This window comes from Chitinophaga sancti (assembly GCF_034424315.1).
In the GTDB taxonomy this organism is placed as follows: Bacteria; Bacteroidota; Bacteroidia; order Chitinophagales; family Chitinophagaceae; genus Chitinophaga; species Chitinophaga sancti.
In genome coordinates this window covers 5,293,603-5,315,437 of sequence record NZ_CP139972.1, presented here as the reverse complement: position 1 = coordinate 5,315,437, position 21,835 = coordinate 5,293,603, and the positions used below count along the sequence as shown (strand labels likewise).

The following is a 21,835-nucleotide window of genomic DNA, read 5'->3' as shown; positions in this document are numbered from 1 at the left end:
AACAAACTATTGTTCCCGCAGCTTATCAAGTTGTTTAAATGAGGTACTGGTGCCTATTAGTTGCAGCTGCTGCCGCGTGATATGTAATTGCTTTTCAGCCTTCAGGGAGGTATAAATTTTCTGTAATAATTGCAATGCCATCATCATCAGCAATTTCAGATCCATTTTCTGGGAGATCTCCATGGCACTTTCTATCAGTCGGATGGCTTTGTTTAGTTCATTCTCAAGCATATATGCATAGCCCTGGATGAGTTTGTGCAATACTTCCAGGTGCCTGCCATTAGTATGATCAAAAGAATAATTCTTCAATAAGAGATCGGCATGCCTGCTGATCCTTAAGGCCGTCTTCAGATCACGTTGTCCGATGGCTGCATAGGCTTGCCAGCTCAGCAAAGAGAGTCGTACAGGATCATGTTTTTGATACACCAGTGCCGGATAGCATTCAAAAATCCTTTTTGAATAATTAGCCAGGTGGCCGTAGTCGTGCAGCAGGGCAAATGCAAATCCCGAAAACCGGAATACCAGTTCGTGCGATACGGAAGGCGCCTGCCTGGTACTACCATTCAGGTAGCGGCTATAACTGTACAGCTTATCCTTAATACTTTCGTTAACGATACCAAACTTCAGGTATTCATATATAAAGAGGAAGAGGTCGTAAGGGGTGACCCACAGTTCTTCTTCCGTCATTTCACGTTGAACGATCTTTTTAATAAAATGCAGTTCCTGCTCGCACTGCTCCGCATCCAGCTGCAGCGAAGACATAATGAACAGGATGCTTCTGATCTTCAGCTTATCTTCCGGCAGCTCTGCCAGTTCCAGTAAGGCGACCAGTACTTTTCTCTTGCCAAAATGAATGAAATTATCATTCAGGATTTTGCTGAGTGGATACTTTTTAAAGTAGCCATGGGGGAAGATAGATTTCAGCGACATTTCCCTGTTGCCTTCCTGCTGGTAATGTACGGCCAGGTACTCCAGTAACTGGGATTTCTCAATATTAGATAAGGAAAGATGGAACATCTGCCGGATGCTTTCCTGCTGTCCGTTGTTGATGGCATAACGGAGCATCCATTTGAAGATCCCTGTACGGAAAGGAGAAGACGGCAGGTGATTAATCACATCATTAAATACCACTTCGCCCGTCTGATGATGGCCCCGTGACACAAAGTGCATGGCCATGAAGTATTCCATCAGGAACTGGTGGGCAAAACGAACCTTCACGTAGAACATAATGTCCTGACTCAGATTTTCTTCTACCAGTATATTATCGGAGAGGAGTTCTTTGTAAGCGGAGAATAATTCTGCATTCTTATTCAGGAGTTCACTCTTTTCGGCATATTGGCCCCTTTTGCCATAATCCAATACTTCCAGCAGTTTATTGATGATGTTGATCTTAAAATTGTTATTGTTCGTGCTGAATACTTTCATCTGCACGAATCGCGAGACCATTTCAAAAAGGCTGAGATGCTCGTTGATAAAGGTGTTTTCACCGGTATTGAGCTGACAAAACAGCTGCAGGTAAAATGGATATCGCAGTTTTTGCAGGAAGCTTTCGCTGAAAGTGCGTACCACGGCAGGATCCATGCGATGATTATAGAGCACGGACTTTACTTCCTGCTCCGTCATACGGGGGATGTTGATATTGGTTTCTTCATCCATTTCAGGACCCAGGTACCAGTATCGGCCGAATGGCGGCATACGATGATCATTGTGAAAAATTTCTGACCAGGTATTATTTCGAACTGAGAGGATCACTTTGATCCATGGGTATTCATCGTTGCTATAAACGAATTCTTCCAGCTTGGTATACATCAGTTTCAGCTTGTCGCTGGACATGGTAATTTCATCAAAGCCATCGATGATGAGGATGAGTCTACCTCCTATTTTATCGAAATGTGTCCTGAAGTATTCCCTGAAATTTTCCCTTTGCCCCAGGCTGAGCTGATCATCCAGCCAGTTGCTCAGGTTAAGTCCGCGCAAAAACAGGCTACCTGCGGCATGTGCATGGATAAACCAGCAGATGTCCTGCGGATACTTAGCCTCTTTGCTGTACCAGAAATGTTCTACAAGGTGTACAAGTGTCGTGGATTTGCCCCATCCACTTGGTGCGATGAGGGCAGTAGCGGGATAAGTACCTTCCAGAAAACGCTCCATGTGGGCAATGCTGAAGGCCCTTGATACCGTATTCTGAAATTGAATACCGGAGCGATTCTTCAGTGTTACCAGGGTGTAGTGTGAAACGGCAGCACCTTTACTTCTGAGTTCAGCCCATTTACTATCCTGTACCACTTCCCCGGGAGTGGATTGTGTGAAAAGCCTGGTCTGAAAATCTTCCCAGTCCTTATAATTACAGTATTGCGCCAGCGTATTTAAAGTGTAGCGCGAGAAGCTGTGCTGTGTTACAGCAAATCCAAAAACTCTTTTCAGCGTCGTCTCACTAACTAATTTGCCTGTCTCGTCTGATATGGCGAGTGACAATCGTTTGCAATCACTAGCCGTTACAGAGTCAACGCCAAAACGTCGGGAAACTTCTTTCTGTAGAGTGATGATAAAGTCATAGGAGAGATCTATCATACGGGGACAAGAAATGGAATTTTGTAAACGGATTTTTGGTAATCAAGTATAAACTTACGTAGCACTTTTGGGTTTAGATTTTTTCTCAAAAAAATGAACAAAATGAACATGACATATATAAATGAACAGAATTTGAAAAGAACTGTAAAGCAATAAGGTACAACAACGTGACATTGGCTGTTTAAAAACAATGTTTATTTGTTCAGTTTGATTTCATATTAGTACTGCCAACTAAATATACTGTGAATCATACTAATACCTTTAATCGCTTATTGAATCTAAAAAACTGGATAAAAAGATTTGTAGTATTCAATAATGAATAGAATGAATATCGTTCAAATACTGAACGAAAAGAACAGCTGCTTTCCCACCCTATCAACATAAATTCGTACCGTATTCTGACCGCCGGGTTTTCAATAATGTGTGTTCGTACCGTATCAGCCGAATCAGACTACCCCTGTTTTAACCATATCGTCTTTATTATTTACCACCCCCTTCATAACCACGCCAATGCATAGAAACAATATATCTGTGCTGTGTATCCTGTTGAGTGGCCGCCCGCTGGTCGCCAGACTCAATGTGATGCATAGCTAACCTGAGTTCCTGGAAAACAGAAAGAAAACAAAAACTGTGAAAAACATACACGCTTTATAACCCGAACCAATTGATTTCTATGCATCTTAACGCTACTCTTAAAAGCTCCCTAAGAGATTTTATCCTTACTATTTTTTCATGTCTTTGCGTGGTTGGGTTGCCGGCAGGAGTCTCCTTAGCGGAGAACCTTCCTGTGCCTGTGACTGCCGCCTGCAGCAAAGACATAAGAAATAACAAAGCCTTGTCATGGCTGCAGGCGTATACCGCGCAACACCCCTACGCGCCGGTATTACGAAAACAGCTGCCATGGCAACACTGGATCACTTCCAGTATTTATTTTGCTGACGGCCCCCTCTGGAACAGTGCCTCCAATCCTTCCGTAGTTACGTTTGGAGTGGCTTGCGCTGCCCGTAATGTCTCAGCTTTCAGCTCACTCCGCGTATATGAAGCCACCGCGTTTCAGCCGGTAATAGTGACTCCTGCTACCCCCGCTGTTTCCACCGGTGGTACAGTTGCCCTCTCAGCAGCATTAGCCCGGATTCCAGGTGCTACCTTCCAATGGTACACTGAACCAGATGGTGGTACTGCTATCGGGAGCGGTGCAAACTTTACTACACCTGTATTAAACCGCAATACCACTTACTATGTAGAAGCGCTCTCTCCTACCGATGGATTGATCAGCATTGTGCGTACTGCAGTCACTGTAGATGTAACAGATACTACTGGTAATGGTGCCCTGAGTTGTAGTGGTGCTACCACACAGAACAATGGAGTGACTGGTTTACTCTGCCTGTTATGCGGTGTGTCGAATGCTGCGAATGCAGTTGATGCCTCTCCGGCCACAGCTGCAAATATGCGTATCAATGTAGGCCTGGGTGCCATCGTATACCAGGACCTGGTATTTCCGAAATCAGGTAAAGCAGGAGATTCTATCCGTATCGGTCTTGGCACAACTACCGGCCTGCTGGACGCATCAGCACTTGCTGGTATGAGTGTAGGTACAGGAAATGGTGCACGCCCTGCTGATGCAGATATGGTGGCCTTGTCTCCGGGGTTGCTCAGTGTGCGCCTCCTGAGTGGCATTCAACAATCTGCCTACACTTTTGTGGCCACCAAAGATTTCGACCGTGTCGAAATTCGCCTGAATGGTCTACTGGCAGCGCTCTCCTCTTACAATGTTTATTATGCTCAGGTGGTGACCCCGATCGCTCAGGTGTCAGCACCAACTGTATATGCATGTAGTGGTACTGCTGCTACCTTAACTGCTGTAGGCCCTACCGGCTATACCTACCATTGGTATACTGCTTACGCAGGTGGCGCACCTGTTGGCTATGGTACTACATTCACGACTCCGGCAGTGACCAAAGACACTACCTACTTCGTGGCAGCCGTAGGTGCTGATAGTTGTGGTAGTGAAAAACGTACACCTGTACAGGTGAAAGCAGGCCTGCCAGGTGTGAACGTAACACCATCTACTGCTACCGTAGCAGGAAGCGCTACGCCAACCTTCAATGTCGTATCGCCAAATGCTGCCTATCAGTACAACTGGTATACAGTGCCTGCCGGTGGTACCCCCGTATACGTAGGAGCTCAGTTCACTACTCCTCCTGTTGCTGCTAATGTTACTTATTATGTGGAAGCAGTATCTCCTGGTGATCCAAACTGTAAGAGCCTGCGTACCCCTGTGGCAATTACCCTGAATGGCACAGGGGGTCCTACCCCTGTGGGCGATATAGAATGTGGTGGTGCTACCTCACAGATCTCTGTCACCAGTGGAATCTGCGTGGGTTGCTACGTAGAGAAACAGGATTCTGCAGTGGACAACAGTACGGCTACCGCTTCTGTGATCCACACGATCCTGGGCGTAGGCTCATATGTACAGCAATCCCTGATTTTTCCCGCACCTGGTGTGAAGGGAGATAGCATAAGGATCAGGCTGGGCTTCACTACAGGCCTGGCAGATCTGAGCGTACTGGCTGGTATCCAGATCTCTTCTTCTAACAATGCGACCGCTAATAATGATGCAGTGACCCTGAATAGTGGCACACTGAATCTGCAATTATTGAATGGCAACCGTGACCTGATCTACACATTCGCTCCGGGTGCTGCTTACGACAGGGTGAATATCAGACTGAATGGTCTGGCCACGGCCCTCACTGCCCTGAAAGTATATTCAGCGCAGATCTTTGCAGGTACGCCTACTGTAGAAAAAGACACGGTATACGTCTGTGCAGGTTCTCCTGTTACACTCCGCGCCACAGGCCCCGGCACTACCTTCCGCTGGTATAGCCAGCCTACAGGTGGAACTGCATTGTCTACCGGTGCTACCTATACAGTAACACCTGCTACCAATGCGATCTATTATGTAGAAGGTGTGTCCGGCAGTGGTTGTGCAAACCCTGTGCGCAAAGCCGTGTATGTAATGGTAGGTCTGCCACAGCCATTGATAAACCCTGCTACACAAACGATCAACTCCGGTCAGACTGCTACCTTCTCGGTATTAAGTCCGAACCCGGCATATCAATACAACTGGTATGATGCACCGGCAGGTGGCAATCTGCTGCAGGCTAATTCTACTACATATACAACTGCTGCACTCACCGCAGCAGCCATCTATTATGTGGAAGTTAAAGATCCGGTGAATGGTTGTACAAGCGCTACCCGCACAGCGGTAAGAGTAGATATCAACCTGCCTGCAGAGCCAACACCATGTAGCTATGCTACTTCACAGCAAAGTCCTGTTATCAGCGGTGTATGCCTGTTGTGTTCTGTAAGCAATCCTGCACTGGCAGTAGATCAGAATGCAAATTCTGCATCCACTATCAATGCTGCCTTAAATGCTGCCGGTTATATCGGTCAGCTGCTGAGGTATAATAATACATACCCTGCCGGTGACAGTATCACGCTGGACCTGGAAGTACCGGGCAAAGTAGCGGATGTAACACTGCTGGGCGGTATCAGGGTAGAAACATATAATGGTGCTACTGCAAATGGCGACGGTCGTTATCTCTCTGATAACCCGATCCGCCTTACCCTGCTGAACACAGGCAACAAGTTTAGGGTAACCATACCTGCCACCAAAGCCTTCAATGGTGTGATGGTAAGTATCAACGGTCTGCTCACTGCACTCACCTCAGTGAATGTGTATTTCGCAGCAGTCGTTACCCCAAGGCCTGATGTAACTGCATCAGCAGCCAATGTATGTAGCGGCAATGCTGCTACTCTCGTCGCTACCACTACCAATGATGCGGACATTGCCTGGTTTGCCAGTGCGGTGGGTGGAACTGCAGTAGCTACCGGCGATACATTCAGAACTGCAGCACTCAATGCATCGCTCACTTATTATGCAGAAGCCAGCCGCTTCGGCTGTGCCAACCCAGGCAGGGTACCAGTGTTGGTGAGCGTAGGGAATACACCTGTAGCACCAACTGCTGCTGCTAAGAGCATCTGTGCCGGCGATAAGGTAACCCTGCTGGCAACAGCACCATCCGGAGTCACGTTCCGCTGGTATACTGCTGCTACCGGTGGCACCCTGCTGGCATCTACTCCAGACTATACGACGAACACACTGACGGCCGATACTGCCTTCTATGTGGAAGCAGATAATAACGGTTGTATCAGCACAACAAGGACCCGTGTAGCTGTGACGGTGAATACAGTACCTGCAGGTCTCACTGTTACCCCGATGGGTACCTCCATCAGCAGTGGTCAAAGCGCTACTTTCACCGCTCATGCTACCGGAACTAACCTGGTCTATAAATGGTATAACGCTGCCGGCGATTCTATCTTCACCGGTGCCGTATTCAATACCGGTGCCCTCACGGCTACAGCTACCTACACCGTGGAAGCTGTAAACGCTGCAGATTGTAAGAGCGCATCCCGCATATCTGTAACCGCTACCGTGATCCCGGGTAATAATGATATTCCCTGCGATGCCGCAACATCAGAAACCAACAATGCAAATGGGATCTGCATAGGTTGCTATGTAGAAAATCCAGCCCTGTCAGTTGACAACAGTACCAGCAGTAGCTCCACGCTGCATGTGATCCTGGGGCTGACAGGTGCTTATGTACAGCAGACACTGATCTTCCCCCAGGTGAGCGAACTGAATGACAGCGTACAGATTGCCCTGTCCTTTTCCAGCTCCCTGGCGGATGTAGGCCTGCTGGGTACTATACAGGTAGGCTCATATAATGGAGTTACTTCCAACAATGACTTTGTAGCACTGAATGCTGCAGGTGTGAATGTGAGTCTGCTCAGCGGCAACTCACGGGCATTGGTTGGCTTTAAACCTAAAGGCCTTTTCGACAGGATAGTAGTACGCCTCAACTCCGGTCTGGCTACCGCCCTGAGCGCCGTGAATGTTCACTACACCAGCCGCCTGGTAGGGCTGCCGCTTGTAAAGGGTGATACGATCTGCGCCGGTAACCGCGCTACCCTCCTGGCAGCAGGTCCGTCCAACGTGAGCTTCCGCTGGTATACAACAGCTGTAGGTGGTACGTCCATCTTCACCGGTACCAGCTATCAGACACCAGCGCTGAACACCACCACTACTTATTATGTAGCGGCAGTAAAAACAAGCCTGAGCTGTCCAAATCCTGTAAGGGTACCGGTTACTGCGGTGGTTGATCCTGTTCCGGATGCACCTGCACTGGATATAAACAGCATCACCGTATGTAGTGGTAGCATGGCTACCTTCAATGTGCAACCTGCTACAGGTGTAACCTATCGCTGGTATACAGCATTGTCAGGTGGTACGGCTATCTTCACAGGTAACTCGTTTACTACTCCTGCTTTAAGCACAACTACAGTATACTATGTAGAGGCTTCGAATGCAGCAGCTTGTTCCAATACTACCCGCACTATGGTGACTGCCAATGTCATCACGCAACCAGCCATCGTAACCGTAACACCTGGTACTGCTGAAGTATGTGCTGGTAGCGCTGTACAGCTGGTAGCAACCGCTGCTACCAATGGTGTGGTGTTCCGCTGGTATACCACTGCAACAGGAGGCACGCCTGTATTCGAAGGTGCTACCTACAATACACCGGTACTGAATGCGACTACTACTTATTATGTAGAAGCGGCAGCCGGCATCTGCGCAAGCACCACAAGAACAGCAGTCACCGTAAAAGTGAATGCGATTCCGGCAGCTCCAACCGTAAATGTATCACCAGCCGGTGGTCAGGTCGTATCTGGTCAGACAGCAACACTGACCGTTTCTCCTGCTGCAGGGCTTAGCTATAACTGGTATACGGATGCTGCGGGTGGTACACCTGTATTCACAGGTAATGTGTTTACCACACCGGCACTGACCAGTGATATCACGTATTATGTAGAAGCCGTGGCAGATTCTGCTGCCTGTGGCAGTCAGCGTACCGCTGTTGCACTTACGGTAACGGTAGTACCTAATACTGTGTGCGACTTTGCAAATGCGCAAACCAATAGCACAACTGCTGTCTGCGTACTGTGTGCTGTACAGGATGCAGCCAATACAACAGATGCAAATACAGACAACTTCTCCCTGCTGTCAGTACCACTGGCTGCCGGTAGCGGAAGCGTACAACAATCTCTCATCTTCCCGACCGCTGCTGTCGCTGGCGACAGCGTAAGGCTGGTACTGGAATTACCTGCACAGGTACTGGATGCTTCCCTGCTGGGGGCGATAGAAATATCCAGCTCAAATGGTGCAACCGCAAACAATGATGCGCTCCTGCTCAACAGCAGTAACCTGAAAGTATCATTGCTGAGCGGCAGCAATAAGTTCACCGTAGCCTTTGCGCCAGGTGCCACTTACGACCGCGTGCAGGTGAAACTGAGAGGTGGTGTGATTTCCGCCCTGGTGAACCTCCGCGTTTACTACGCATCCCGCCAGGTATCTGCTCCGGTAGTCGCAGTAAGAAGCACCACTATCTGTAATGGTACAACTGCAACCCTTACTGCAACAGCCAGCGCTGTAGCATCGATAGAATGGTATAATACCGCTGGTACCAAAGTAGGCGATGGTCCATCCTTTACTACACCGGTATTAACTGCGAATACTACTTATTATGCCCAGGCAGTACGTACATCCAATGGTTGTGCGAATCCAAACAGGGTATCTGTAGCTGTCAATGTAGTTCCTGCGCTCACCGCGCCTGCAGTAAGCAGTGCAAATATTTGTTCCGGTAAGACTGCGGCCCTCACCGCTACAGTAACCGGTAGCAATATCACGACTAAATGGTATAGCGCCCCTGTAGGTGGTACCCTGCTGTTCACCGGCACTACGTATGTGACCAATCCGCTGACAGCAGATACTGCCTTCTATGTAGCAACCAGCAACAGCAGCTGTACACTCGCTACAAGAGTGAAAGCAACTGTAACTGTTGGTGCAGGTGCGCCAACCCCAACCCTGCAGGCTAACAATGTAAATATTTGCGCCGGCCGGCAGGCTACATTTACAGTAACATCCGGTACAACTGGTATTACTTATAACTGGTACACTACCCTTACCGGTGGCACACCAGTACACACTGGTGCAACGTATACAACCACTGCACTCAATACATCTACCGTGTATTATGTAGAAGCTGTGAACACCGCATCCGGTTGTACTGCAGGTGCTGCAAGAGTTAGCGCTACTGCTAATGTGGCCCTGAATCCGGATCAGCCGGTAGTGACTGCAGCCAGCGTAAACGTATGTACCGGTCAGGATGCAACACTGTCAGTATCTACGCCACAAAGCGGCGTGACCTACCAGTGGTATGATGCTGCTACAGCAGGTACCCTGATTGGTTCCGGTACAACTATTATTATCAGAAATGTAACAGCCAGCGCTGATTACTATGTAGAAGCTGCAAACACAAGTGGTTGTGTAAACAGCGGAGGCCGTGCAAAAGCCAGCGTAGTAGCCATCGTATCTCCAGGTACACCAACCGTGACCGCTGCATCAGTGAGCATATGCCAGGGCAATACGACATCGCTCTCTGTGCAAAATCCGAATGCAGCATTTACCTATCGCTGGTATACCACAGCAAGTGGTGGTACATCACTGGGTTCAGGCACAAGCTTCACTACACCTGTTATCAATACTGATACAGATTTCTATGTAGAAGCCAGCAATGGTAACTGTAGCAGTGCTGTAAGAGCAAGAGTAAGTGTGCTGGTGGCAACACCTGCACCAACTCCGGTACTGGAATCAAACAATATCACTACCTGCTCCGGTACAACCGCTACGCTGCGAGTGATATCTACTACCTCCGGTATTGATTACAACTGGTATACAACAGCAACTGGTGGTACACCTGTATTCGCCGGGGCTACTTTCACCACACCAGTACTAACGTCAACGGCTACTTATTATGTGGAAGCGGTGAGCACAACTTCTGGTTGTGGCAGCAGCAGCGCAAGAGTGAGTGCTACAGTAACAGTCGGATCATCGCCTGATGCACCAACCCTGGTATCTGGCAGTGTGAAAGTATGTGCTGGAAACGATGGTACATTGTCAGTACTGAATCCACAGACAGGTGCTGCTTACCAATGGTATACTGCTGCTAACGGTGGTACCCTGGTATTCACTGGTCCTGTATACACAGTGCCAGCAGTCACTGCAAATGCAAGCTACTATGTACAAACCATGATCGGTACCACCTGTGTTAGTGCTACCCGTACAGCAGGCAGCATAGTAGTAGATAATTCTGCTACAACACCTGATGTCGTATCTACCAATGTAACAACCTGCGTAGGCGGTACTGCTACCCTTTCAGTACTGAATCCGGATGCAGCCCTTACCTATCGCTGGTACGATGCACCAGCTGGGGGTAACCTGCTCTCTACAGGTCCTGATTATACAACAGCTGCGCTCAGCACAAATACTACCTACTATGTGGAAGCGCTGAACAGCTCAGGTTGTAGCAGCCTGGCCCGCAGAGGTGTAATAGTAACTATCACCAATACGATCGATGCTCCTGTAGCTACAACTGGTGCAACAGTCTGCTCAGGCAATACGATCGTGCTCGCAGTGACCAACCCTGTTTCTGGTTACGCTTATAAGTGGTATACAACTGCTACAACTGGTACACCAGTATTCACAGGTGCAAACTTTACCACACCGGCACTCACTGCGAATACAGTTTACTATGTAGAAGCAGCTACCGGTGGTTGTGTAAGTGTAAGCCGCACTTCTGTTCCGGTTACAGTCAATGCTACACCAACTGCCCCTCTGGTAGTCAATGCAACCGTCTTAACCTGCACAGGCAGCAGTGCAATCCTGCAGGTACAAAATCCAAATACAACGCTTACTTACCAGTGGTTCACCACGAATACGGGTGGTACAGCAGTGGGCATAGGCTCCAGCTTCACGACCCCGGCCATCACAGGTACTACTATGTACTACGTGGAAGCGCAGAATCCGAATGGTTGCCGGGGCAATACCCGTACAGCCGTCACCGTATCGATTGGAACGCCTGGTAACAATGCTGTGGTAACTGGTAATGAAGCCGGCATCTGCCCGAATAATTCAGCAACGCTGACAGCATCATCCACTACAACCGGTGCACGCTTCAGCTGGTATACAAGTGCTACCGGTGGTACAGCCGTATCAACCGGTGCATCGTTCACAACACCAGCGCTCACCACTACCACTACTTACTATGTGGAAGTAGCTTCTGCAGGTGGTTGTTCAAGTGGTACAAGAGTAGCGGCAACAGTGACCGTACTCACAGCGCTGGATGCGCCGGTAGTAAGTGTGGACACAGCGCTCACCACTACCAATGCAGTGACCTTCACCTGGGATCCGGTAAGCGGTGCAAGCGGTTATGAAGTGACCATGAATAAGGGGGCAAGCTTCACTGCACCAAGCTCCGGCAGCAATGGTACTACGCACACCGTGCATGGACTTACTCCTGGTCAGCAGGTAACAATACAGGTAAGAGCACTGGGAAGCCAAAGCTGTGAAACAAGTACACTGTCCAACGCTGTAACCGGTGAAGCAAAGAACCCGCAAGGCGACAAAGTCTTTATTCCAAACGTGTTTACACCGAATGGAGATGGCTTCAATGACATTCACTATGTATACGGCAATACGGTTGCCTCAATTATTATGACCTACTATAACCAGTACGGTCAGCTGATCCATCAAACCAGGGATCAGGCCAGAGGATGGGATGGTACGATGAGTGGCACTCCACAACCGGTGGGCGTGTACATCTACATACTGAAAGCTACCCTGCGCGACGGAACTGTTGTTAACAGAAAAGGTACCATAACCATTGTACGATAACTAATACAGAGACCGGGATAGTGGCAGACACTATCCCGGTTATTAATATTAAATGATAAACCTCTTCCCATGAAGAATAAGAATATACTCGCTATTGTATTAATGGCGGCTGCAGCGTTCCTGCCGGGAGTAATCAGGGCACAGGTTGACCCCCATTTTTCTCAATACTATGCCTACCCCTTGTGGCTGAACCCCGCACTGACAGGTGTAATAGACGGAGACTACAGGGCTTCCGCCAATTATCGGAACCAATGGGTCAATATTGGTAAACCTTTCTCTACAATGGGCTTCTCATTCGATGCCGCAGCAGCGAACAATGTAGGTATCGGTGTCAATATTACCAACATGAAAGCTGGTGATGCAGGTTACAACTACTTCAATGGTATGGCCAGCTTCTCCTACAGGGGCGTGCGTTTTGGTGCTACCGGTACGAGTCAGCTGGTATTCGGCGTACAGGCTGGTATGATCAATCGTCGTATCGATCCTTCCAAATGGCAGCTGGGTAGCCAGTACGATCCTGTGATCGGCTTTGACCCTGCTAAAGCCAGCGGAGAAAATATCAATACCACCTCTTCCAATGTATTCGATGCGGCAGCAGGTGCCATGTTCTTTGATGGTAACCCCAGTCACCAGTTCAATCCATTCGTAGGTGTTTCTGCCGGCCACCTCACACAACCGGTAGATCCTTTCGTAACAGGGGCAAACAGGAAACTACCCGTGCGCTACCTGGCACATGGTGGTAGCCGTATCAAGGTGAGTGATCTGCTGAGCTTCACGCCAAATGGTATGTATATGAGGCAGGGTAATGCAGAAGAAATAGTAGCTGGTTTGTACGGATCCTTCCTGGTAAATGAAGACTTTGACTTTCTCATAGGTGGTAACTATCGCTTGAATGATTCAGCTATTCCATTCGCAGGTTTCCATTTCAAAAATTTTGTACTGGGCCTTAGTTACGATGTAAACGCCTCCAACCTGAGAAGGCTGGTCAATGGCAGCAACAGTTTCGAAATTTCCCTGTCTTTCATCAGCCGCAAGAAAAAAGTGTATGGAGAGGAATACTTCATATGCCCACGGTTGTAAAACAAAATAATAACGGATGAAAAAAAATTCACACTATTGGCTGGCCATCGTTTGCTGCTTATTTGTGGTTAACTCTTTACAGGCGCAGTACGTATACGATTATAAGCGGACAGGCGATGTGTATTACGAAGCTAAAGACTATTATTCTGCTGCACAGTATTACCAGAGAGCACTGGGCACATTCAAATTAAATCCTAATGAAATTCTGCCCTACCAGGCAGGCACCAAAGACAAGAAGACAGGGAAGATCAGGGATTATGAAACAGTGAAGTACAGGCTCGCAGAATCTTACCGCATGTACAATGACTTTGGTAATGCTGAGAAGTACTATGAAGAAGTAGTGAGCTATAATAACCCTGATATGTTCCCGCTGGCCCGCTTCTGGTATGGGGTGTGCCTGCGTGCAGATGGTAAATATCCTGAGGCCATTGACCAGTTCAAACAGTTTAAAGATAAATATACCAGGGTAGATGAAACCACGACGCGTGCGGCATTGGAAATCGCCTGCTGCGAATTTGCTATCTCTGAGGCCAGCCGTACACCGGGTTATATCGTAACGAAACTAAACGGAGATGTAAACGTAGGTGGTGCTAACTATGCACCTACCCTGCTGGGAAAAAACCTGCTGCTATACACCTCTTCCCGCCCCGATACGACCATACTGGAAAAAAAGAAAAAAGAGAACCCTTATATCAACAGCTTATTTCAGGCCGATGGAAAGGATGCTGCTTTCAGCAACAGCCGCCCCCTGGCAATGCCTGAAGTAAAGGGTGTAGATCAGGGAGTATCGGCGGTCACACCAGATGGTAATTCCATCTTCCTGACCCGCTGGACAAATAAGAACGGGATAAAGGCGGCGGCTATCTACGTAAGCACCCGCAATGGGAATAACTGGTCAGAACCAAAGCCATTAGGGCAGAATGTAAACGTAGATGGATATAGCTCCATGCAGCCCTTTGTAACGGCTGATGGTAAATACCTGATGTTTGCATCCAACCGACCCGGGGGGATGGGTAAGAATGACCTTTGGTATAGTATGCTGGACAAGAACATGCCAGGCGCTGCGAGAAACATGGGTACGGGTATCAATACCCGCGATGAGGAGCAGGCACCGTTTTATGACGGCGACAGGCATATGCTGATCTTCAGTTCTGATGGCAGAGTAGGGTTGGGTGGACTGGATTTCTATTCCAGCGAAGGGGACTTCAGTAGCTGGGCGGCGCCGAAGAACTTAGGCGCGCCGCTGAACTCTCCAAAGGATGATATTTACTATACTGCTTCTGATTGGGCACATCCTATGAACGGTGGTTATATCAGCTCTGACAGAGAATCCGTATGCTGCCTGGAATTGTTCAACATTAAGCGTATTTCTAAGTCCATACATGGTATGGTGATGGATTGTGATAATAACCTGCCATTGTCAGGTGCAAAGATCACCCTGATCGATACGATTCAGCAAAAAGTACTAAAACAGGTAACCCTGGATGAAACCGGTCGTTATCGTTTTGAAGTAGATCTGAAGATGAATTACAAGATCATGGCAGAGAAAGAAAATTACTTCTCCAAAGCGATCTATATCAATACAGACCAGCTGGAGAAAGTAGATTCCATGGAAAGCCCCACCATCTGCCTGAAACGATATGAAATTGGCAAGCCAATTATCTTGAAAGATATCTACTACGATTTCGATAAAGCGACCCTGCGTCCGCAATCTCTGATTGTACTTGATACAGTAGTTTCTATTATGCAGGATAATCCGAATATTATCATCGAAATGAGTGCCCATACAGATAGTAAGGGTAAGGATGAATATAATATGAAATTATCTCAGCGCAGGGCTCAATCATGTGTAGATTACCTGATAAGCAGGGGTATTCCGTCATCCCGCATGATCGCGAAAGGGTATGGTGAATCCAGGCCAATTGCACCGAATACACTGCCTAATGGTAAGGATAACCCTGAAGGCAGACAGCTGAATAGAAGAACAGAATTCAAGGTGTTGCGCGTAACCCAGTTATCGCAATAATCTATAAAGAAGGTTACCCCCACCACAAGGTGGGAGCCATATCCTAACAATAAGAGGACCATCATAATAATGGCCGGTTGAAAGACCGGCCATTATTTTTTTAGAGGTTTCGTTACTGTCAACACGAAACAACATTAAGAACATCCCTTTAGATATTAATGTCTGCCATGCAAGCGGCGTGTTGCAAAGGTATCAACAGGAGGAACACCCGTAGAATCACCCAGCCCGGTAGTATCGTGCGGGAAGTGAGGAAGGGTGTCGTGCGGAGGCAGGTAGGTGCTGTCATGTGGAGGTAAATGCGTACTGTCATGCGGAGGCAGGTGCGTACTGTCGTGAGGCAGATGGGTACTATCGCCTGGTAAATGTGTACTATCACCTGGTAAGTGCGTACTGTCTCCTGGCAGATGCGTACTATCACCTTTAAGGGCAGCATCTGCTGCAATTTTGTCCTTGTCCAACAGGGCTTGTTGTTGCTCTTTAGAGCAGGCAATAACTGTTGCTACGATTACAGCTAATGAGAGGATAACGGGTTTCATTTTAGTAAACATAAACATATGAGTTTTGTATGTAGACAGCGGTCCTCCTCCCCTCCCCTTATTTTTACAATAAAAAAACTACCTTCGTAGCCTTCAACTGACGAACTATGAAAATGTAATTCCCGATCCGGTACGTCCGTGATCCTTCTTTCGACCTCCAAATTTTACGGTACAGCCGTACCAATTCTCATTGCTAACTTCTTTAACAAATTGACAATGCAGCAGGCAGCTGACAATCGTCTGCGCAGGGTATTCCGGTTATTTATATCCGCAGTATCCGGCACAGAGACTGAATTCGCGACCGGTAGTATTAACCGGGCTATATTTTTATTATCGGTACCCATGATACTGGAAATGGTGATGGAATCACTGTTGGCAGTAGTAGATATATTCTTTGTAAGCAAACTGGGTACACATGCCATTACTACGGTAGGTTTAACTGAATCTATATTGACCATTGTATACACGATCGCATTTGGTATGAGTATGGCGGCCACGGCGGTGGTAGCACGACGTACAGGGGAAAAGAACCCTGATGCAGCGGCGCACAGTGCGGTGCAGTCATTGTATATCGCATTGGTGTTTTCAGTGCTGATCAGCATAATTGGGGTGATATTTGCCCCTGACCTGCTTTCCCTGATGGGGGCGCCGGCCGATGTAGTGGAACATGGTAATATCTACACCCGTATGATTATGGGGAGTAACCTGTTGATCGTATTACTATTTCTCATCAATGGTATTTTCAGAGGTGTGGGCGATGCCGCAATGGCAATGCGTTCTCTCTGGATTGCGAATATCGTCAACATCATATTATGTCCATTGCTCATCAATGGCCTGGGCCCAATACCTGCTATGGGTTTGACAGGTGCTGCACTGGCTATTTGTATAGGCCGTGGGGTAGGCGTATGTTATCAGTTGTATAACCTGTTTGGCGGTAAAGGCCTGATCAGGATTTCTATACATCATTTAAAACCAGATTTCCCGGTGATCGGTAAGTTGTTGAAGATCGCTATGGGTAGTACTGCCCAGATGCTGATCAACACAACGAGCTGGATTTTCCTGGTACGGCTGATAGCCCGATTTGGCGAAGAAGCCGTGGCAGGGTATACCGTGGCCATCAGGGTCGTGATCTTTACCATATTGCCGGCTAGTGGTATGGCCAATGCAGCAGCGGCGCTGGTAGGCCAGAACCTGGGTGCCGGACAACCGGAGCGGGCCGAACGTTCAGTATGGAGAGCTGCTTTCCTAAATATGATCTTTTTAGGCGGTGTATCTCTCTTCTTTATATTGCTGGCAAGGCCGGTGATCCAGTTGTTCACCCAGGAGGAAGCGGTAGTTGCCTATGGTGCACAGGCCTTACAGCTGGTGAGCATGGGGTATATTTTCTATGCATATGGGATGGTATTATCCCAATCTTTTAATGGAGCAGGTGATACCCGTACCCCTACGATCATTAACCTCGTCGGGTTCTGGATGTTCCAGATGCCGCTGGCATGGGTCCTGGCAGTACATTACGAGTGGGGGCCAGCCGGTGCTTTTACTGCCATAGCAGCTGCAGAATCCGCGATGGCTATAGCAAGTATCATCATATTCCGGAAAGGATGGTGGAAGCGGGTAAAAGTTTAATACCTTTGCGCGTGTTCAAAATTTCTAAACCTATTAATTAAAACGTATTACGCATGTCGCTCACAGTTGTAGGCACTATGGCATTTGACGATATAGAAACCCCATTTGGTAAGTCCGGAAGAATCGTAGGTGGCTCTGCTACTTACATTGCATGGGCTGCATCCAACTTCGTTCAACCTATCAATCAGGTATCTGTAGTAGGTGGGGATTTTCCTCAGTCTGAACTGGAAGCACTGAAAGCCAAGGGCATAGAGCTGGAAGGGATACAGGTGAAAAAGGATGAGAAATCGTTCTACTGGTCCGGTAAGTATCATATGGATATGAATACCCGCGACACCCTGATCACTGAGCTGAATGTACTGGGGGATTTCAACCCTGTAATTCCTGAAAACTACCAGGGTAGCGAGTTCCTGATCTTAGGGAACCTGACCCCACAGGTACAGATGTCAGTAATCAGGCAGATGAAGACAAGGCCAAGACTCATTGTAATGGATACAATGAACTTCTGGATGGAGGTTGCTCTGGATGATCTGAAAAAAGTACTGAAAGAAGTAGATGTACTGCTGGTAAATGATGGAGAAGCTCGTCAGCTGTCTGGTGAATATTCATTAGTGAAGGCGGCGCGTAAGATCCTGACAATGGGTCCACGTTACCTGATCATTAAGAAAGGAGAGCATGGTGCGCTCCTGTTCCATGACAATCATGTATTCTTTGCACCTGCATTGCCGCTGGAAGATGTGTATGATCCAACCGGTGCTGGTGATACATTTGCTGGTGGTTTCATTGGTCACCTTGCAAAGACAAAGGATGTCTCTTTTGAAAACATGAAGACTGCGATTATTGTGGGTTCTGCAATGGCTTCATTCTGTGTGGAGAAGTTTGGTGCTGATCGCCTGAAGACGATTACACAGGCAGATATTTCAGCAAGACTGGAACAATTCGTAGAATTAGTGAATTTCGATATTGATTTAGTATAGCAATAAGCGGCTGACTAAAAAGGGTACCCCCTCCCGGGTGGATAATGGAGACGAAATGGCTTTTACGCAATTCACAGCGCCTTCATTTTACTTTTTAGTCAGCCTTTTTATTATTTATAAATTTCATTCAGTAAGGCTGCTAATCTCAAGCCTCCTTTGAGTAGCTGACTATTCAAATCCTTCACAAAAACATAATTATACTTATAACTCAGCTTCTCATTCGCCTGCGTCTTATCATATACCTTATCCGCCAGTTGATTTGACTCATACAACCAATCCTTCACACTCCCACTCTGCATCCCCTTAATCTGCGCCGCATCTGCCGTATCCAACGCCGCCGTATACTCGGTATAACTCAACTGCTGAAAATCTATCAACTGCTCATCCCATACTCTATGCAAATTAGACTGATTCCCAAACCACATCACCGGAATCTTATTACCCCCCTGGTCCTCATCTCTGCCCACATGCAAAGGCTGATGCATATCCCCTATCATATGAATCAGGTAAGTCATCGCCAGCCACTGCTCTTCCTTCGTTCCTTTCTTTGATTTCAACTCACTGATCAGTGCCTCCGTTTCATCATACAAATTCTCTTTCTTCACCGTCTTCAAAGTAGCCTCTATGCCCGCTTTATCCACATGCGCAGGGAAATCTACAAAATGCCAGCTATAACGGCTATCAAAACGATGTGTGGTATCACTCTTAATATAATCAGGCCATGTTGACACCATTGCCATACTCTCTTTTCCAAGAATAGCCTGTACAGCTTTCAAGGCTTTAGGTGTAAGATGCCGGTAGGCAATCTCAGCAACAATACGGTGACCCGTCACTCCCCATGCAAAAACAGATAACGGAATGAGCGGTAATATCAGGCCCAGACCAAGCAGGTATAACTTCTTAAGCATAAAAAATAAATGAGCTGGTTAAATCAGTAAAAAGTAAAGGTAATATAAAGCTTGGCTTCTGCCGAAGGCAGGAGTTACCGTTTGTCCATTTCTTAGTAAATTTGAATATGCCATTTAAAATTCATTCACCTTACGCTCCCTCCGGCGATCAGCCGGGAGCAATCAAAGAATTGGTGGAAGGCGTGCAGGATGGAGCTCCCTACCAAACCCTGCTGGGTGTAACCGGTTCCGGTAAAACCTTTACCGTAGCCAATGTCATCCAACAGGTGCAGCGCCCTACCCTCGTGCTTACCCATAATAAAACCCTGGTAGCCCAGCTTTACGGTGAGTTCCGCCAGTTCTTCCCCGACAATGCTGTCGAATATTTCGTTTCCTATTACGATTATTACCAGCCCGAAGCTTACATGCCGGTGAGTGATACTTATATAGAAAAGGACCTTGCTATTAACGAAGAGTTGGATAAGCTGCGCCTCAGAGCCACTACCAGCCTGCTCTCCGGCCGTAGAGACATCATCGTGGTAGCCAGCGTATCCTGTATCTATGGTATGGGTAATCCTACCGATTATGAAAACGGTATCATTCGTCTGCACAAAGGCCAGACCATTAGCCGCAACACGGTATTACATGGTCTTGTAAACTCACTGTACACCCGTACCACCGGCGATTTCAACCGTGGTAACTTCCGTGTAAAAGGAGATACTGTAGACATCAATCTGCCCTATGTAGATTATGCATATCGTATCACTTTCTTTGGTGATGAAGTAGAAGAAATTGAAAGCTTCGATGTACAGAACGGTAAGCGTATCGGCACCATGGAAAATGCCGCCATCTTCCCTGCAAATCTCTACCTCGCTCCTAAAGACATGATGCAACAGATCATCTTTGAAATACAGGATGAGCTGAAAGCACAGGTAGATTACTTCCGGGCAGAAGGAAAACATATTGAAGCCCAGCGCCTCTCAGAAAGGGTAAATTATGACCTTGAAATGATCAGGGAACTGGGTTACTGTAGCGGTATTGAAAACTACTCCCGCTTCCTGGACAGACGTACCCCGGGTACCCGTCCATTCTGCCTGCTGGATTACTTCCCGAGAGATTTCTTATTAGTCATAGACGAGAGCCACGTAACCATTCCCCAGATTGGTGGTATGTATGGTGGTGACCGTTCCCGTAAACTCACCCTGGTAGATTTCGGTTTCCGGCTGCCCTCTGCACTGGATAACCGTCCGCTGAACTTCTTCGAATTCGAGAACCTGGTGAACCAGGCCATCTTCGTGAGTGCAACCCCGGGTGACTACGAGCTGCGCCAGACAGAGGGCGTGGTCGTGGAACAGGTAGTAAGACCTACCGGCCTGCTGGAGCCTCCTATAGAGATAAGGCCCAGTATGAACCAGGTAGATGACCTGCTGGAAGAAATAGATAAAAGGGTACAGCAGGGGGGCCGTGTGCTGGTAACCACGCTCACCAAGCGTATGGCCGAGGAAATGGACAAATACCTGCAGCGTATTAATATTAAGTCAAGGTATATCCACTCCGAGGTAGATACCCTGGAGAGAATAGAGATCCTCCGCGACCTGCGCTTAGGTAATATTAATGTACTGGTAGGTGTGAACCTGCTCCGTGAAGGTTTGGATCTGCCCGAGGTAACCCTGGTGGCCATCCTGGATGCGGACAAGGAAGGGTTCCTCCGCGATGAACGTTCCCTGACCCAGACCGCAGGTAGGGCGGCGCGTAACGTAGATGGTCTGGTAATCTTCTATGCAGATAAGATTACAGACAGTATGCAGCGTACCATCGATGAAACCGACCGCCGCCGGGAGAAGCAGATTGCTTACAACCGCCTGCATGGCATTACGCCAAGAACGGTGCTGAAAACCAGGGAGCAGATCATGGGCCAGACATCCGTGCTGGAAATCAAGAACTTCGACGAGAATTCTCCAATAGCAGTACATGATGAAGTGACCCTGGTGGCAGAAAATGCAGTAGACTACGCCAAACAGGAAGCGGCAGTCAAGACAATCCCTCAAATGGAGAAGTCAATTGCGAAAGTGAAAAAAGACATGGAAAAGGCGGCCCGGGACCTGGACTTTATGGAAGCTGCCAGATTGCGCGATCAGATGTTTGCCTTGCAGCGTGAACTGGATACTATGAAAGAATTATAAATTTTAATAATAAGTTATTTTATAGGGTCTCTCCTTGTAAAATTTCAGTCTCTCTCCCCGAAAAATTGGTTTTATCATCTTGAGAACCTTTTTTTC

Annotated in this window: 9 protein-coding genes; 6 read left to right on the top strand and 3 right to left on the bottom strand. The window is 47.7% G+C overall.

What is annotated here, in order from left to right; translation table 11 throughout:
- Window positions 1-6: 6 nt before the first annotated feature.
- The gene (locus tag U0033_RS20555) at window positions 7-2,571 is read right to left on the bottom strand and encodes an NACHT domain-containing protein (protein ID WP_143150658.1); all 2,565 of its coding nucleotides are present in this window, start codon (window positions 2,569-2,571) and stop codon (window positions 7-9) included.
- A gap of 673 nt (window positions 2,572-3,244) precedes the next feature.
- Here U0033_RS20555 and U0033_RS20550 point away from each other — a divergent pair.
- From U0033_RS20550 to U0033_RS20540, 3 genes are all read left to right on the top strand, one after another.
- Window positions 3,245-12,424, top strand: a complete 9,180-nt coding sequence (locus U0033_RS20550) for an Ig-like domain-containing protein (RefSeq protein WP_143150657.1) — start codon at window positions 3,245-3,247, stop codon at window positions 12,422-12,424.
- Between the two features lie 69 nt (window positions 12,425-12,493).
- Window positions 12,494-13,504, top strand: a complete 1,011-nt coding sequence (locus U0033_RS20545; protein WP_072358650.1) for a PorP/SprF family type IX secretion system membrane protein — start codon at window positions 12,494-12,496, stop codon at window positions 13,502-13,504.
- A gap of 16 nt (window positions 13,505-13,520) precedes the next feature.
- Window positions 13,521-15,530 (top strand): OmpA family protein, encoded by a 2,010-nt coding sequence (locus U0033_RS20540; RefSeq protein ID WP_072358648.1) that lies wholly within the window; start codon window positions 13,521-13,523, stop codon window positions 15,528-15,530.
- Window positions 15,531-15,685: 155 nt separating this feature from the next.
- Here the strand turns inward: U0033_RS20540 and U0033_RS20535 are convergent, their stop codons facing one another.
- Entirely contained in the window at window positions 15,686-16,078 is a 393-nt protein-coding gene (locus U0033_RS20535; RefSeq protein WP_143150656.1) for a hypothetical protein, read from the bottom strand.
- A gap of 204 nt (window positions 16,079-16,282) precedes the next feature.
- Between U0033_RS20535 and U0033_RS20530 the strand changes: the two genes are divergently transcribed.
- Both U0033_RS20530 and U0033_RS20525 read left to right on the top strand, forming a co-directional pair.
- Entirely contained in the window at window positions 16,283-17,692 is a 1,410-nt protein-coding gene (locus U0033_RS20530; RefSeq protein ID WP_072358644.1) for an MATE family efflux transporter, read from the top strand.
- A gap of 53 nt (window positions 17,693-17,745) precedes the next feature.
- Window positions 17,746-18,669, top strand: coding sequence for a PfkB family carbohydrate kinase (locus U0033_RS20525; RefSeq protein ID WP_072358642.1), 924 nt, complete (start codon window positions 17,746-17,748; stop codon window positions 18,667-18,669).
- 110 nt (window positions 18,670-18,779) lie between these two features.
- Here the strand turns inward: U0033_RS20525 and U0033_RS20520 are convergent, their stop codons facing one another.
- Entirely contained in the window at window positions 18,780-19,577 is a 798-nt protein-coding gene (locus tag U0033_RS20520; RefSeq protein WP_083571422.1) for a S1/P1 nuclease, read from the bottom strand.
- Between the two features lie 107 nt (window positions 19,578-19,684).
- Between U0033_RS20520 and uvrB the strand changes: the two genes are divergently transcribed.
- The gene (uvrB, locus tag U0033_RS20515; RefSeq protein WP_072358640.1) at window positions 19,685-21,739 is read left to right on the top strand and encodes an excinuclease ABC subunit UvrB; all 2,055 of its coding nucleotides are present in this window, start codon (window positions 19,685-19,687) and stop codon (window positions 21,737-21,739) included.
- Window positions 21,740-21,835: the final 96 nt, after the last annotated feature.

Excerpts from the sequence above, each read along its gene's own strand:
- U0033_RS20530 (WP_072358644.1), top strand. The coding sequence starts at position 16,283 with ATGCAGCAGGCAGCTGACAATCGTCTGCGCAGGGTATTCCGGTTATTT.
- U0033_RS20525 (WP_072358642.1), top strand. The coding sequence starts at position 17,746 with ATGTCGCTCACAGTTGTAGGCACTATGGCATTTGACGATATAGAAACC.
- U0033_RS20555 (WP_143150658.1), bottom strand. The coding sequence starts at position 2,571 with ATGATAGATCTCTCCTATGACTTTATCATCACTCTACAGAAAGAAGTT.
- U0033_RS20540 (WP_072358648.1), top strand. The coding sequence starts at position 13,521 with ATGAAAAAAAATTCACACTATTGGCTGGCCATCGTTTGCTGCTTATTT.
- U0033_RS20535 (WP_143150656.1), bottom strand. The coding sequence starts at position 16,078 with ATGTTTACTAAAATGAAACCCGTTATCCTCTCATTAGCTGTAATCGTA.
- U0033_RS20550 (WP_143150657.1), top strand. The coding sequence starts at position 3,245 with ATGCATCTTAACGCTACTCTTAAAAGCTCCCTAAGAGATTTTATCCTT.
- U0033_RS20520 (WP_083571422.1), bottom strand. The coding sequence starts at position 19,577 with ATGCTTAAGAAGTTATACCTGCTTGGTCTGGGCCTGATATTACCGCTC.
- U0033_RS20545 (WP_072358650.1), top strand. The coding sequence starts at position 12,494 with ATGAAGAATAAGAATATACTCGCTATTGTATTAATGGCGGCTGCAGCG.
- uvrB (WP_072358640.1), top strand. The coding sequence starts at position 19,685 with ATGCCATTTAAAATTCATTCACCTTACGCTCCCTCCGGCGATCAGCCG.